The organism is Mycobacterium sp. NGS59 (assembly GCF_059812345.1).
The window spans coordinates 595,595-610,682 of sequence record NZ_JCALCN010000001.1; the positions used below are offsets into that span (position 1 = coordinate 595,595).

Here is a 15,088-nt window from a genome sequence, read left to right on the forward strand (position 1 = left end):
ACGGGCAAAATCGGTGCGGTGAGCGCCTCCGAATTGTCGGTCGACCCCCTTACCGCCGCCCACCGCCTACTCGGCGCCACCCTCGTCAGCCGCGGCGTCACAGCGGCGATCGTCGAGGTCGAGGCCTACGGCGGAGTCCCGGACGGACCGTGGCCGGACGCCGCCGCGCACTCCTACCGCGGGCCCACCCCCCGCAACGCGGTTATGTTCGGGCCCCCCGGGCGGCTATACACCTACCGCAGTCACGGAATCCACGTGTGTGCCAACGTCGCGTGCGGTCCCGACGGCACCGCCGCGGCGGTGCTGCTCAGGGCATGTGCCATCGAGGACGGGTTCGACACGGCACGGTACCGCCGCGGCGAGCTCGTGCGCACCGTCGCGCTGGCCCGGGGTCCGGGCAACCTCTGCTCAGCCTTGGGAATCACCATGGACGACAACGGCATTGACCTTTTCGATCCCGACGCGCCGGTGCGGTTGGAGCTGCACGGTCCGCTCACCGCCACTGAAGGACCGCGCGTCGGAGTGAGCAAAGCCGCCGACCGGCCCTGGCGGTTGTGGCTGGCCGGTCGGCCGGAGGTGTCGGCATACCGACGCAGTCCGCGAGCGCCCGCGCCCGGCGAAAAGTGACTAGTCGCGCCACGTTCGGCTCCACCTGGACCTTCAGCGTGAAGCCATGGATTTGAGTGTGAATCCTGGGATTTGCGCGTGAAAACTGGGCGGGATTTCGCCGATTTTCCCACCGTGTGTTCACCCCGAAAGCCGTCATTTCACTATCAACGCCAAGGCTGCACGCTCAACGCCAAGGATGCACACTCAACGCCAAGGCTGCACACTCAACGCCAAACGCCTTACGACCACCAAACCCCCGCCGACCCTGACGCCGTGACAGTGACTAACCCGAAGATTTCTCGATGAGGGTGTCGTCGGGGTCCGGCGTGGCACGGTAGGCGGGGTCCAGGCGGCGAACAGCAAAGACGAACGGTAGCGCGACGAAGGGCGCGAGAACTCCGTAAACTGCAGCGGGAGTGGCCATCTCGGCGTTGTTCAACAGTTGCGGGCTCAACGCGATGCCGATTGCCACCACGGCATTGTGCAGTCCGATCTCCAAACTGACGGCAATGGCCTGGCGGGGGGCCAGGCGCAACCACCGCGGCACCAGGTAGCCCACGGTGAGGCTGATCGCGCAGAAGGACAACACCGCGGCACTGAGCACGCCGAAGTTGTTCCACAGCGTCGCCTGGCCGCCCGCAACCCCGGCGGCGATGGCAACCACCAGGAGCACCGCGGCAGCGATCCTGACCGGCTTCCGTAGCCGTCGGGCCAGATCAGGGAAGCGGTGGCGTACCGCGACACCGACCGCCGTCGGGATCAGCACGAGGCCGACCACGGTCAGGAATTTGTCGAACTGCAACGGGATGAAACGTTCGTCGCCGAGGAACCAGGTCATCGAGAACGCCAGGATCGCCGGTATCGCGAAGATCGCCAACACCGCGTTGATCGCCGTCAAAGTCAGGTTGAGCGCGAGGTCACCGTCGACGAGATGGCTCAGGACATTCGCCAGCATTCCGCCCGGGGTAGCGGCCATGAGCATGAGGCCGACCGCAAGGTTGGGCGAAAGGTGTAGTAATTCGGCGATCAGCAGGCACACGGCGGGCAACAGCACCGACTGACAGATCAGCGCCACCAGCAGTGGGCGCCGGAGCGTGGCGGCGCGTCGGAAGTCCTCGACGGTCAGCGTCAACCCGAGGGCAAGCATCACCGCCACGACGACCAACGGGAAGAACTGGTTCTGCATATCGCTCCGTGACTGGGGGTCAGATTCGCCTCGGCTGGCCGCAAGTCACTCTACGAGAGGTCGTCGTCGAGGCGCTCGGCTCAAATCATCCTGAGCGAATCGCGGGCACGTATCGGCAGCAACGACGGCCCTGCAAGACTCTGTGCCATGGTTACCGAGTCCTCCGGGATCCTCGACGAGCTCAACTGGCGTGGATTGATCGCCCAGTCCACCGATCTCGCCGCGCTGTCCGCCGAGGCGCAACGCGGTCCGATGACCGTCTACGCCGGATTCGACCCCACCGCGGCGAGCCTGCACGCGGGGCATCTGGTGCCGCTGTTGGCGTTGCGCCGTTTCCAACGTGCCGGGCACCGCCCGATTGTGCTGGCCGGCGGTGCCACCGGCATGATCGGTGACCCCCGCGAGGTCGGTGAGCGCAGCCTGCACGGGGCCGACATCGTCGCCGAATGGACCGAACGGATCCGGGGACAGCTGGAGCGTTTCGTCGACTTCGACAATTCACCGACCGGTGCCATCGTCGAGAACAATCTCGACTGGACCCGCCCGCTGTCGGCCATCGAGTTCCTGCGCGATATCGGCAAACACTTCTCGATCAACGTGATGCTGGACCGCGACACCGTGCGCCGTCGACTCGACGGCGACGGGATCTCCTACACCGAGTTCAGCTACATGCTGCTGCAGGCCAACGACTACGTGGAACTGCACCGCCGGCACGGTTGCACGCTGCAGATCGGCGGCTCGGATCAGTGGGGCAACATCATCGCCGGGGTACGTTTGGTGCGCCAAAAGCTCAGTGCCGCAGTGCATGCGCTCACCGTCCCGCTGGTGACCGCAGCCGACGGCACCAAGTTCGGCAAATCCACCGGCGGTGGCAGCCTGTGGCTCGACCCGCAGCTGACCAGCCCGTATGCCTGGTACCAGTACTTCGTCAACACCGCCGACGCGGACGTGATCCGCTACCTACGGTGGTTCACCTTCCTGACGGCCGAGGAAATCGCCGAGTTGGAGCAGGCCACCGCAGAACGCCCTCAGCAGCGCGCGGCTCAGCGCAGATTGGCCGGTGAACTCACCACTTTGGTGCACGGCGAGGCAGCCACCGCAGCGGTCGAGCATGCCAGCCGGGCGCTGTTCGGGCAGGGTGAATTGGCGGACCTCGACGAGGCGACGTTGTCGGCGGCCCTGCGTGAGACCAGGGTCGCCGAGCTGAAACCCGGTGACGCGGAAGGGATCGTCGACCTACTGGTGGCCAGCGGGCTTTCGGACAGCAGGAAGGCAGCACGGCGCACGATCGCCGAAGGTGGCGTGTCCGTCAACAACATTCGCGTGGAAAGCGACGAATGGTCACCACAGACAACGGATTTCCTGCACGGGCGGTGGCTGGTGCTGCGCCGCGGCAAACGCAACATCGCCGGCGTCGAACGAACCCCGTAGCGCGCCACCACGGCGGCGTATCGCGGCGACGGCCCGAAACGCGGTAGTGCGCAAATCTTTACCCCACTGTGTCGCGGACGTGACCATCGTTGCGCACTGTTGTCACGATGACCACACCCGGGATCGCGCTCAGGGTTTTGGCGTTGACCGCCGGTGTATTCAGCGTCTCGGCCGGCGTGGCTGCCCCGATCCACGCAGACATGTTGGGCAACGCATTCCTCAATGCGTTGACCAACGCCGGTATCGCCTACAGCCAGCCCGCAACCGCGGTTGCGATGGGCCGATCGGTGTGCCCGAAGGTACTTGCGCCCGGCGGCACGTTCGAGGCCGTCGTCGCCGAACTTGCGGAACTCAACGACATGTCACGCGAGCGCGCCGCAGGATTCACCATCGTCGCGATCGCCACCTATTGTCCGTCGTTGCTCTCGCCGTTGTTCCCGAACAAGTTGCAGGCCTGACCCCAAGCCGGGTTGTGGTGCCGCCGAACTCGCAAATTGTGTCTCTGTCCCGGGTGCCCGTAACCTCTAGCGCGTGGTCGACGACAGGCAGGGGCGCGACGACGCGCGACGTCCGAGACCTCCGTCGGGCGATTCACGTCGGCGCGATCCGCGTCGCGAGCGAAACGGGTCCTGGTCGGGTCCCGGACGAGCCCGTCCCGCGCAACCCAGGCCCGACGTCGATCGTCCCGCTCAGGACGGACCCCCGATCCCGGCGGACATCGACGCCCGACAACTGGCGCCCGACGTCCGGCGTGAACTGAGCACCCTGGACCGAGCCACCGCGGACGCCGTCGCGCGGCACCTGGTCGCCGCCGGAGGACTGCTCGACGACGACCCGCAATCCGCGCTGGGCCACGCCCGTGCGGCCCGCGCCCGGGCCAGCCGGATCGCCGCGGTCCGGGAGGCGGTCGGCATCGCCGCGTATCACTGCGGTGACTGGGCGCAGGCGCTGGCCGAGTTCCGTGCCGCCCGCAGGATGGGCAGCAAGTCCGCGCTGCTGGCGCTCATCGCCGACTGCGAACGCGGCCTCGGTCGCCCGCAGCGGGCCATCGACCTGGCGCGCGGGCCCGAAGCGGCCCAGCTCACCGGTGACGACGCGGACGAGTTGCGCATCGTGGCCGCCGGAGCCCGCGCCGACCTCGGGCAGCTCGAGCAGGCGCTGACGGTGCTGTCCACCCCGCAGCTGGACCCGGCGCGCACCGGTTCGACGGCGGCACGGTTGTTCTACGCCTACGCCGAAACGCTGCTGGCGCTCGGACGCGATGAGGACGCGCTGCAGTGGTTTTTGCGGTCGGCGGCCGCCGACATCGAGGGCGTCACCGATGCCGAAGACCGGGTCAGCGAACTTGGCTGACACTAAAAACATTGCGCAGCAATACGATTGCTTGCTATTGGACCTGGACGGCACCGTCTTCCGCGGCCAAGAGCCCACTGCGGGGGCGGTGGAATCGTTGGAGGAAATCGACAGCCGCAAGCTCTTCGTCACCAACAATGCCTCCCGCAGCGCCGGCGAGGTCGCCGCGCACCTGCGTGAGCTCGGGTTCGATGCCGACAGCCAGGATGTGGTCACCAGCGCGCAGAGCGCGGCCAATCTGCTTGCCGCGCAGTTGGATCCGGATTCCAAGGTGCTGGTCGTCGGCACCGACGCACTGGCCGACGAGATCTCAGCGGTCGGCTTGCGTCCGGTCCGGTGCTTCGATGACGGACCCGACGCCGTCGTGCAAGGCTTGTCCAAAACGCTCAACTGGTCCGACCTCGCGGAAGCAACGCTGGCTATCCGGGCCGGTGCGTTGTGGGTTGCGGCCAACGTCGACAAGACACTGCCCACCGAGCGGGGTCTGTTGCCCGGCAACGGATCTCTGGTCGCCGCGCTGCGAGCGGCCACCGACGAGGACCCGCAGGTGGCCGGCAAGCCGGGCCCGCAACTGATGAAAGATGCGGTGGGCCGCGGTGACTTCCGCGCCCCACTGGTGGTCGGAGACCGGTTGGACACCGACATCGAAGGCGCCAACGCCGCCGACTTGCCCAGCCTGATGGTGCTCACCGGGGTGAACTCCGCGCGCGACGCGGTCTACGCCGAACCCGATCAGCGGCCTACCTACATCGGCCAGGACTTGCGGTCCTTGCTGCTTGAATCCGACCAGCTCAAAATCGGCCCGCAGCCGTGTTGGCGGGTCGAGAGCCGGGACCAGACGGTAACGGTCACCGCGACCGGAGAAGACCAGGGCGACGGCCTGGCCATCGTGCGAGCACTGGCCGCGGCCGTCTGGGATCTGGACGAGGTGCCGCGCATCGAGGCCGGTGACGAGCAGGCCCGCGACGCCCTGCAGAAGTGGTCGCTGATGCCCACCGAGTAGCCGGTGACTAGCGTAGGGAGCGCAATGACTATCGATCCTGACCAGATTCGCGCCGAAATCGAAGAACTGCTCGCCCAGCTGCCCGACCCGGACAACGCCGGAGCCGGGCCGTCGCTCGAAGAGCTCGAAGACATCGCCCGTCGCCTGTCCGAGGCGCACGACGTGCTGATGCGGGCGCTGGAGTCGGCGGAGAAGGGCTGAGTGCTCGCGTGCCACGGCGTGCCCGCGTCGACGCCGAGCTGGTCCGGCGTGGTCTGGCACGCTCCCGGCAGCAGGCCGCGGAGTTGATCGGCGCCGGGAAGGTGCGTATCGATGGCCTGCCGGCGGTCAAGCCGGCCACGGCGGTGTCGGTCACTGCGGCGCTGACCGTGGCCGACGACGGCGAACGCAGCTGGGTGTCGCGCGGCGCGCACAAACTGATCGGGGCCCTGGACGCCTTCGCGATTCCCGTCGAGGGCCGCCGCTGTCTGGACGCGGGCGCATCGACCGGCGGATTCACCGAGGTCCTCCTGGACCGGGGAGCCGCCGAGGTCGTCGCCGCCGACGTCGGATACGGCCAGCTGGCCTGGTCACTGCGCAGCGATCCGCGGGTGCTGGTGGTCGAGCGAACCAACGTCCGGGACCTGACTCCCACGGCGATCGGCGGTCCCGTCGGCCTGGTCGTGGCTGACCTGTCGTTTATCTCGTTGGCGACGGTGTTGCCCGCGCTGGTTGGTTGCGCTTCGCCCGGCGCGGATATCGTTCCCATGGTGAAGCCGCAATTCGAGGTGGGCAAAGGCCAGGTGGGACCCGGCGGGGTCGTCCAGGACCCGCAGTTGCGCACGAATGCGGTGCTGACGGTGGCGCGGCGGGCCGCGGAGTTCGGCTGGCCCGCGGTGGGCGTGACCGCCAGTCCGTTACCGGGGCCGTCGGGCAACGTCGAGTATTTCCTCTGGCTGCGCGCCGAACCCGGTCGCGGGCTGGCCGACGAGGAGTTGACGGCTGCGGCACAGCGTGCTGTCAGGGAGGGGCCGCAGTGACATCGCCACGGACCGTGCTGCTGGTCGTCCACACCGGCCGTGACGAAGCGACCGAAACCGCCCGGCGCGTGGAAAAGATATTGAACGACAACGGCATTGAACTGCGTGCGCTGTCGGCCGAAGCGGTCGACCGCGGATCGCTGCGGTTGGCTCCCGGTGACATGCGGGCCGTGGGCAGCGATATCGAGGTCATCGACGCCGACCCTCGGGCCGCGGACGGCTGTGAACTGGTCCTGGTGCTGGGCGGCGACGGTACGTTCCTGCGCGCGGCCGAGTTGGCGCGCAACGCCGGCATTCCGGTGCTGGGCGTGAACCTGGGTCGCATCGGATTTTTGGCCGAAGCCGAGGCCGAAGCCATCGACGTCGTGCTCAATCACATCTGCGCCAGAAGCTACCGGGTGGAGGACCGTCTGACGCTGGATGTGGTTGTGCGCCAAGGCGGCGATGTGATCGACCAGGGCTGGGCACTCAACGAAGCCAGTCTGGAGAAGGGTCCCCGACTGGGGGTGCTGGGCGTAGTGGTGGAGATCGACGGTCGGCCGGTTTCGACGTTCGGCTGCGACGGGGTGCTGGTGTCCACTCCCACCGGATCCACCGCGTACGCGTTCTCCGCGGGCGGACCGGTGTTGTGGCCCGATCTGGAGGCAATCCTGGTGGTGCCCAACAATGCTCACGCGTTGTTCGGGCGCCCGATGGTCACCAGCCCGGATGCAGTCATTGCGATCGAAGTCGAGGCCGGCGGTCACGATGCGCTGGTGTTCTGCGACGGACGCCGGGAGATGCTGGTGCCGGCCGGCAGTCGGTTGGAGGTGAGTCGCGCTGTCACACCGGTGAAGTGGGCACGGCTGGACAGCGCGCCGTTCACCGACCGCTTGGTGACCAAGTTCCGGTTGCCCGTAACAGGTTGGCGCGGGCAGTAACTGGTGCTCACCGAGATCAGAATCGAGTCGCTGGGCGCCATCAGCGTCGCGACCGCCGAGTTCGGCAGCGGCTTGACGGTACTGACCGGCGAGACCGGCACCGGCAAGACCATGGTGGTCACCGGGTTGCATCTGCTGGGCGGCGGGCGTGCCGATCCGGCCCGGGTCCGGTCCGGGGCCGAGCGCGCCGTCGTCGAAGGCCGTTTCAGCACAAGCGATGTCGCCGACGCGGTGACCGCGGATCTGGACGCCATCCTGGACGCATCCGGTGCCGAGCGTGACGAAGACGGCAGCGTGATCGCGTTGCGCACAGTCAATCGGGACGGGCCGTCGCGCGCCTACCTCGGCGGCCGCAGCGTGCCGGCAAAGTCGTTGAGCGGGTTCACCACTCAGTTGCTGGCGCTGCACGGGCAGAACGACCAGCTGCGGCTGATGCGTCCCGACGAGCAGCGTGGTGCGCTGGACCGGTTCGCGGCGGTCGGGCCCGCGCTGGAGCGCTACCGCAAGTTGCGCGACGCCTGGTTGACGGCCCGGCGCGATCTGGCCGACCGCCGCGATCGCGCCCGCGAACTCGTCCAGGAAGCCGACCGGTTGAAGTTCGCGCTGACCGAGATCGATGCCGTCGACCCACTGCCGGGGGAGGACGAGGCACTGGTCGCCGATATCGTCCGACTGTCCGAACTGGACACGTTGCGCGAGGCTGCGGCGGTTGCCCGCGAATCGCTGTCGAGCTCGTCGGAGGACGGATTCGGCGCCGCAGAGGCGCTGGGGCGGGCGCGGTCGGCGCTGGAATCGACCGGCGATGCCCGGCTGCGGACGCTGGCCGAACAGATTTCCGGTGCCCTGACGGTGATCGTCGATGCTGTGGGCGAGCTCGGCGACTACCTGGACGGGTTACCCGTCGACGCCAGCGCGCTGGAGGCCAAGCTGGCCCGCCAGGCTCAGCTGCGAACTTTGACCCGCAAGTACGCGCCCGACATCGACGGGGTGTTGCGGTGGGCGCAGGAGTCCCGCGAACGGTTGGCCCAGCTCGACGTCTCCGAAGAGGGTCTGGCCGCGCTGGAGCGGCGCGTCGACGAACTCGGCCACCAATTGGCCCAGGTGGCAACGGATCTCAGCAAGAGCCGGCACAAGGCAGCAAAAAAACTCGCCAAGGAGGTCACCGCCGAGCTTTCGGCACTGGCGATGGCCGACGCGGAATTCAGTATCGACGTGACCGCCGACCTGACCGAATCCCACGATCCGCTGGTACTGCCTTCAGGTGAGACGGTGCGGGCCGGCATCGACGGCGTCGACGTGGTCGAGTTCGGCTTTGCCGCGCACCGCGGCATGTCGGTGCTGCCACTGGCCAAGAGCGCTTCGGGGGGCGAGCTGTCGCGGGTGATGCTGGCGCTGGAGGTTGTGTTGGCCGGGTCGGCGACCGGCACGACGATGGTGTTCGACGAAGTCGACGCCGGGGTCGGCGGTTGGGCGGCGGTACAGATCGGCCGGCGGCTGGCCCGGCTGGCCCGAACCCATCAGGTCATCGTCGTGACGCATCTACCCCAGGTTGCGGCGTACGCCGACGTCCATCTGGTGGTGCACAGCCAAGGACCCAAGGGTGCCAGCGGGGTTCGCCGGCTGGACAGCGACGACCGGGTGGCGGAGCTGGCGCGGATGCTGGCCGGGCTGGGGGAGTCCGACAGTGGTCGGGCTCATGCCCGCGAGCTGCTCGACACCGCGCAGCAGGAGCTCTAGGACTTCTTGGCACGCCGGAGGTGCGGCAGCGAGCGGCCCCATTTGTACGCAGAATGCTGGTTTTGGCGTACATATGAGGACTTTCGCGCCTGAAGGCGCCACAATGCGGCGGCCATACATCGGTGTGCCCAAACCGCTGATGCCGGACCGCAACGCACCTGTTACAGATGTGACAGTTTTAAACTTATGAGGCAGATGTTACGGCGCGCCTCCCCACCTGCGGCGGCCGTCGCGGACAGAATCAGCCCCCATGAAGATGTCAGCGCTGCTATCTCGCAACAGTGACCGCCCCGGCCTGATCGGCACCGCACGTGTGGACCGGAACATCGACCGACTCCTGCGCCGCGTGTGCCCGGGCGACATCGTCGTCCTCGACATCCTCGACCTGGACCGCATCACCGCCGACGCGTTGGTCGAAGCTGACATCGCCGCCGTCGTCAACGCCTCCCCGTCGGTCTCGGGCCGCTACCCCAACCTCGGCCCCGAGGTGTTGGTGAACAACGGCGTCACTCTGATCGACGAGACGGGGCCGGAGATCTTCAAGAAGGTCAAGGACGGCTCCAAGATCCGGTTGCACGAAGGCGGCGTGTACTCCGGGGACCGACGGCTGATCCGCGGCACCGAGCGCACCGACCACGACATCGCCGACCTGATGCGCGAGGCCAAGAGTGGGTTGGCCGCCCATCTGGAAGCGTTCGCAGGCAACACGATTGAGTTCATCCGCAGCGAAAGCCCGCTGCTGATCGACGGCATCGGCATTCCCGACATCGACGTCGACATGCGCCGCCGGCACGTGGTGATCGTCTCGGAGGAGGACAGCGCCGCCGAGGACCTGAAGTCGCTCAAGCCGTTCATCAAGGAGTACCAACCGGTGCTCGTCGGCGTAGGACAGGGTGCCGACGTGCTACGCAAGGCAGGCTATCGCCCGCAGCTCATCGTCGGCGATCCCGACCAGATCAGCACCGAGGTCCTCAAGTGCGGCGCGCAGGTGGTGTTGCCCGCCGACGCCGACGGGCACGCGCCCGGCCTGGAACGCATCCAGGACCTGGGGGTGGGGGCCATGACTTTCCCCGCGGCCGGTTCGGCAACCGACCTCGCGCTGCTGTTGGCCGACCACCACGGGGCGGCGCTGCTGGTCACCGCGGGTCACACCGCCAACATCGAGACGTTCTTCGACCGCACCCGCTCGCAGAGCAACCCCTCGACGTTCCTGACCCGGCTTCGGGTCGGCGAGAAGCTGGTGGACGCCAGAGCGGTCGCCACCCTGTACCGCAACCACATCTCCGGCGGGGCCATCGCGCTGTTGGCGCTGACCATGCTGATCGCCATCATCGTGGTGCTGTGGGTGTCCCGCACCGACGGCGTGGTGCTGCATTGGGTCGTCGACTACTGGAACCAATTCACCCTCTGGATCCAGCAATTGATCTCCTAGATCGGAACCATCATGATCTCGTTACGCCAACATGCAATCTCACTGGCCGCGGTCTTCCTGGCGCTGGCCATCGGAGTGGTGCTGGGCTCCGGCTTCTTCTCCGACACGGTGCTGTCCAGCCTGCGTAACGAGAAGCGCGACCTCGCCGCCCAAGTCAACGGGCTCAACGACCAGCGCAATGCGCTGAATGAAAAGCTCAGCGCCGCAAACAGTTTCAATGCCCAGGTGCTCGGCCGCATCGTGCATGACGCGTTGACCGGCAAGACGGTGGTGCTCTTCCGCACCCCCGACGCCAAGGACGACGACGTTGCGGCGATATCGAAGATCGTGGGACAGGCCGGCGGCGCGGTCACCGGAACGGTGTCGCTGACACAGGAGTTCGTCGAAGCCAACTCGGGGGAGAAGCTGCGCTCGGTGGTCAACTCGGCCGTCTTGCCGGCCGGGACGCAACTCAGCACCAAACTCGTCGACCAGGGTTCCCAGGCCGGTGACCTGCTCGGCATCGCGCTGCTGACCGCTGCCAAACCCGACGCGCCGCCGGTCGACGACACCCAGCGCGACACCGTCCTGGCCGCCCTGCGGGAAACCGGGTTCATCACCTACCAGCCCAGTCAGCACGTCGATGTGGCAAACGCCGCGATCGTCGTGACCGGCGGGGGACTGCCCGCCGATGCCGGCAATCAAGGAGCCACGGTGGCGCGATTCGCGGCTGCCCTGGCCCCGCATGGCTCGGGCACGGTGCTCGCCGGTCGCGACGGTTCGGCCGGTGGCAGCGCCGCGGTGGCGGTGGCACGCGCCGACGCCGCGATGGCCGGGGCGATCAGCACGGTCGACGACGTCAACGCCGAGTCCGGGCGGATCACCGCGATCCTCGCCCTGCACGACCTGCTCGGCGGTGCCCGTCCCGCCCACTACGGCACCGGACACGGGGCCGCGTCGGTCACCGTTCCCCAGTAGGGCGTGTTCCCCGCGGCGTGACGCGGTGGATGTTAGGGTGGGTTTCCGTGGGTCGGCAGGCCCAGCTCGTTGTTTTTCCTGCACCAATGCCCTGCCCGTCTTCACGGAGGTCGCCCAGTTGCGCAAGCATCCGCAGACTGCCACCAAGCACCTCTTCGTCAGCGGTGGGGTCGCCTCGTCGTTGGGCAAAGGTCTGACCGCCAGCAGCCTGGGTCAGTTGCTGACCGCGCGCGGACTCTACGTCACGATGCAAAAGCTGGACCCGTATCTCAATGTCGACCCCGGCACCATGAACCCGTTCCAGCACGGTGAGGTGTTCGTCACCGAAGACGGCGCGGAGACCGATCTCGACGTCGGGCACTACGAGCGTTTCCTGGATCGCGACCTGTCCGGGTCGGCGAATGTCACTACGGGGCAGGTGTATTCGACGGTAATCGCCAAAGAACGCCGTGGCGAATACCTCGGCGACACCGTCCAGGTGATTCCGCACATCACCGACGAGATCAAACGTCGCATCCTGGCAATGGCCGAACCGGACGCCGACGGCAACCGCCCGGACGTGGTGATCACCGAGATCGGCGGCACGGTCGGCGACATCGAATCCCAGCCGTTCCTGGAGGCGGCCCGTCAGGTCCGCCACTACCTGGGCCGCGAGGACGTTTTCTTCCTGCACGTGTCGCTGGTGCCTTATCTGGCTCCGTCGGGCGAACTCAAGACCAAACCGACCCAGCACTCGGTGGCCGCCCTGCGCAGCATCGGTATCAGCCCGGACGCGTTGATCCTGCGCTGCGACCGCGTCGTTCCCGAGGCGCTGAAGAATAAGATCGCGCTGATGTGTGACGTCGACATCGACGGTGTCATCTCCACCCCGGACGCGCCGTCCATCTACGACATCCCCAAGGTGTTGCACCGCGAGGAACTCGACGCGTTCGTGGTGCGTCGACTCAACCTGCCGTTCCGTGACGTCGACTGGACCGAGTGGGACGACCTGCTGCGTCGCGTGCACGAACCGCACGACACGGTGCGAATTGCGTTGGTAGGCAAGTACATCGAGCTCTCGGACGCTTACTTGTCGGTCAGCGAGGCGCTCCGCGCCGGTGGCTTCAAGCACCGCGCGAAGGTCGAAATGCATTGGGTGGCTTCCGATGACTGTGAGACGCCCAGTGGTGCGGCGCACGCTCTGGGCGACGTGCACGGGGTGCTGATTCCCGGCGGGTTCGGCATCCGCGGCATCGAGGGCAAGATCGGGGCCATCCGGCATGCGCGGGCCCGCGGGTTGCCGGTGTTCGGATTGTGCCTCGGGCTGCAGTGCATCGTGATCGAAGCCGCCCGCTCGGTGGGGCTGACCGAGGCGAGTTCGGCCGAATTCGAACCGGACACACCGGATCCGGTGATTTCTACGATGGCCGACCAGGAGCACATCGTGGCCGGTGAGGCCGACCTCGGCGGCACCATGCGGCTCGGCGCCTATCCCGCGGTACTGGACGCGGATTCGATTGTGGCGCAGGCATACCAGACCACCGAGGTGTCCGAGCGGCACCGGCACCGTTACGAGGTGAACAACGCTTACCGGGACAAGATCGCCGAAAGCGGTCTGCGGTTCAGCGGGACCTCACCCGACGGGCACCTGGTGGAGTTCGTCGAGTATCCGGCAGACCAGCACCCGTTCATCGTCGGCACCCAGGCCCACCCGGAATTGAAGAGCCGGCCCACCCGCCCGCACCCGTTGTTCGTCGCCTTCGTCAGGGCGGCCATCGACTACAAGGCCGGTGAGCTGCTGCCCGTGGAGATCCCGGAGATACCCGAACACGGGCCCAACGGCAACGAGCACCGGAGTGGCATCGCGCAGTCGCTAGCCGAACCCGTCACCCGTGGCTGAGCACGACTTCGAGACGGTATCGTCCGAATCCCTTTATCAAGGAGCCATTTTCGCGCTACGCCGCGACGAAGTGCGGATGCCGGGCGGCAACACCGCCAAGCGCGAAGTGCTCGAACATTACGGCGCGGTCGCCGTCGTCGCGATGAACGACGACAACGAGATCGCGCTGGTCTACCAGTACCGCCACACCTACGGGCGCCGGATCTGGGAGTTGCCCGCCGGACTGCTCGACGCCGCGGGCGAACCGCCGCACCTGACCGCCGCACGTGAGCTCGAGGAAGAGGTTGGTCTGCACGCCACCACCTGGCAGGTGCTGCTCGACGTCAACACCGCCCCCGGCTACAGCGACGAATCGGTGCGGGTGTACCTGGCCACCGGGCTCAGTGACATCGGACGGCCCGAGGCGCAGGACGAAGAAGCCGACATGACGATGCGCTGGTACGCCCTCGACGACGCGGTCCAACGGGTACTGAGCGGTGAGATCGTCAATTCCATTGCCATTGCCGGGATTCTGGCGACGCACGCGGTGACCGAGGGGTTGGCCCAGCCGCGCCCGGTGGACAGTCCGTGGGTCGACAAACCCACGGCGTTCGCCGAACGCAAGGCCGCGCAGTGACGACGGCACTCACGCTGGACGGGCAGCTGCAGGGCTACCTCGACCATCTGACCATCGAGCGCGGCGTCGCCGCCAACACCCTCAGCTCCTATCGCCGCGACCTGCGTCGCTACGCGAAACACCTGGAGGAGCGCGGAATTCACGATCTGGCCCGGGTCGGGGAGAACGACGTCAGCGAGTTCTTAGTGGCGTTGCGGCGCGGTGATCCGGATTCCGGGGCTACGGCGCTGTCCGCGGTGTCGGCGGCGCGGGCGCTGATCGCGGTGCGCGGACTGCACCGCTTCGCAGCCGCCGAAGGGCTGGCCGATCTGGACGTCGCGCGCGCGGTGCGCCCGCCGACGCCGGGGCGGCGGCTACCCAAAAGCCTCACCATCGACCAGGTGCTGGCGCTGCTGGAAGCCGCCGGCGGCGAGGACGCCTCCGACGGACCGCTGACGTTGCGCAACCGGGCGCTGCTGGAGTTGTTGTACTCCACCGGCTCCCGGATTTCCGAAGCCGTCGGCCTGGACGTCGACGACGTCGACACCCACGCCCGGTCGGTGTTGTTGCGCGGCAAGGGTGGTAAGCAGCGGCTGGTGCCGATCGGGCGGCCGGCGGTGCACGCGCTGGACGCCTACCTGGTGCGCGGTCGCCCGGATCTGGCCCGACGGGGCCGTGGGACTGCGGGCATCTTCCTCAATGTCCGCGGTGGCCGGTTGTCCCGGCAGAGCGCGTGGCAGGTGCTGCAGGACGCCGCAGACCGGGCCGGTATCACCTCGGGTGTGTCGCCGCACATGCTGCGGCACTCCTTCGCCACGCACCTGTTGGAGGGCGGCGCCGATGTGCGCGTGGTCCAGGAGCTGTTGGGCCACGCGTCGGTGACCACGACGCAGATCTACACGTTGGTCACCGTGCACGCGCTGCGCGAGGTGTGGGCCGGAGCCCATCCGCGGGCCACCTAGCCTGC

General features: G+C 67.5%; 15 protein-coding genes. 14 read left to right on the plus strand and 1 reads right to left on the minus strand.

Features of this window, described 5'->3' with window-relative positions; genetic code table 11:
- Positions 1–18: 18 nt before the first annotated feature.
- The gene (locus AC5Y46_RS02440; protein ID WP_499989956.1) at positions 19–627 is read left to right on the plus strand and encodes a DNA-3-methyladenine glycosylase; all 609 of its coding nucleotides are present in this window, start codon (positions 19–21) and stop codon (positions 625–627) included.
- Between the two features lie 265 nt (positions 628–892).
- Here the strand turns inward: AC5Y46_RS02440 and AC5Y46_RS02445 are convergent, their stop codons facing one another.
- On the minus strand, positions 893–1,795 hold the full coding sequence (locus AC5Y46_RS02445; protein WP_499989957.1) for a bile acid:sodium symporter family protein: 903 nt from the start codon (positions 1,793–1,795) through the stop codon (positions 893–895).
- Positions 1,796–1,942: 147 nt separating this feature from the next.
- Between AC5Y46_RS02445 and tyrS the strand changes: the two genes are divergently transcribed.
- The 13 genes from tyrS to xerD all read left to right on the plus strand — a co-directional run bounded on the left by tyrS (position 1,943) and on the right by xerD (position 15,083).
- Entirely contained in the window at positions 1,943–3,226 is a 1,284-nt protein-coding gene (tyrS, locus tag AC5Y46_RS02450; protein WP_499989958.1) for a tyrosine--tRNA ligase, read from the plus strand.
- Between the two features lie 107 nt (positions 3,227–3,333).
- Positions 3,334–3,684 (plus strand): DUF732 domain-containing protein, encoded by a 351-nt coding sequence (locus tag AC5Y46_RS02455; RefSeq protein WP_499989959.1) that lies wholly within the window; start codon positions 3,334–3,336, stop codon positions 3,682–3,684.
- Between the two features lie 73 nt (positions 3,685–3,757).
- Entirely contained in the window at positions 3,758–4,579 is an 822-nt protein-coding gene (locus AC5Y46_RS02460) for a tetratricopeptide repeat protein (protein ID WP_499989960.1), read from the plus strand.
- Positions 4,548–5,582, plus strand: coding sequence for an HAD-IIA family hydrolase (locus tag AC5Y46_RS02465; RefSeq protein WP_499989961.1), 1,035 nt, complete (start codon positions 4,548–4,550; stop codon positions 5,580–5,582). The genes AC5Y46_RS02460 and AC5Y46_RS02465 overlap by 32 nt, the downstream gene beginning before the upstream one ends.
- 24 nt (positions 5,583–5,606) lie before the next feature.
- A complete protein-coding gene (locus AC5Y46_RS02470) occupies positions 5,607–5,783 on the plus strand; it encodes a hypothetical protein (protein ID WP_499942782.1) in 177 nt (58 codons plus the stop codon).
- 8 nt (positions 5,784–5,791) lie between these two features.
- Complete coding sequence (locus AC5Y46_RS02475) at positions 5,792–6,601, plus strand: TlyA family RNA methyltransferase (protein ID WP_499989962.1); 810 nt, start codon at positions 5,792–5,794, stop codon at positions 6,599–6,601.
- Positions 6,598–7,521 (plus strand): NAD kinase, encoded by a 924-nt coding sequence (locus AC5Y46_RS02480; RefSeq protein WP_499989963.1) that lies wholly within the window; start codon positions 6,598–6,600, stop codon positions 7,519–7,521. Before AC5Y46_RS02475 ends, AC5Y46_RS02480 begins: the two co-directional genes overlap by 4 nt.
- A gap of 3 nt (positions 7,522–7,524) precedes the next feature.
- On the plus strand, positions 7,525–9,258 hold the full coding sequence (gene recN, locus AC5Y46_RS02485; RefSeq protein WP_499989964.1) for a DNA repair protein RecN: 1,734 nt from the start codon (positions 7,525–7,527) through the stop codon (positions 9,256–9,258).
- A 250-nt stretch (positions 9,259–9,508) separates the two neighbouring features.
- The gene (gene steA / locus AC5Y46_RS02490) at positions 9,509–10,690 is read left to right on the plus strand and encodes a putative cytokinetic ring protein SteA (RefSeq protein WP_499942769.1); all 1,182 of its coding nucleotides are present in this window, start codon (positions 9,509–9,511) and stop codon (positions 10,688–10,690) included.
- Positions 10,691–10,702: 12 nt separating this feature from the next.
- On the plus strand, positions 10,703–11,647 hold the full coding sequence (locus AC5Y46_RS02495) for a copper transporter (protein ID WP_499989965.1): 945 nt from the start codon (positions 10,703–10,705) through the stop codon (positions 11,645–11,647).
- 118 nt (positions 11,648–11,765) lie between these two features.
- Positions 11,766–13,526: a CTP synthase gene (pyrG, locus tag AC5Y46_RS02500; RefSeq protein ID WP_499942763.1), complete on the plus strand. Its 1,761-nt coding sequence runs from the start codon at positions 11,766–11,768 to the stop codon at positions 13,524–13,526.
- Positions 13,519–14,142 (plus strand): NUDIX domain-containing protein, encoded by a 624-nt coding sequence (locus AC5Y46_RS02505; protein ID WP_499942760.1) that lies wholly within the window; start codon positions 13,519–13,521, stop codon positions 14,140–14,142. The genes pyrG and AC5Y46_RS02505 overlap by 8 nt, the downstream gene beginning before the upstream one ends.
- Positions 14,139–15,083, plus strand: coding sequence for a site-specific tyrosine recombinase XerD (gene xerD, locus AC5Y46_RS02510; protein WP_499942758.1), 945 nt, complete (start codon positions 14,139–14,141; stop codon positions 15,081–15,083). Before AC5Y46_RS02505 ends, xerD begins: the two co-directional genes overlap by 4 nt.
- Positions 15,084–15,088: the final 5 nt, after the last annotated feature.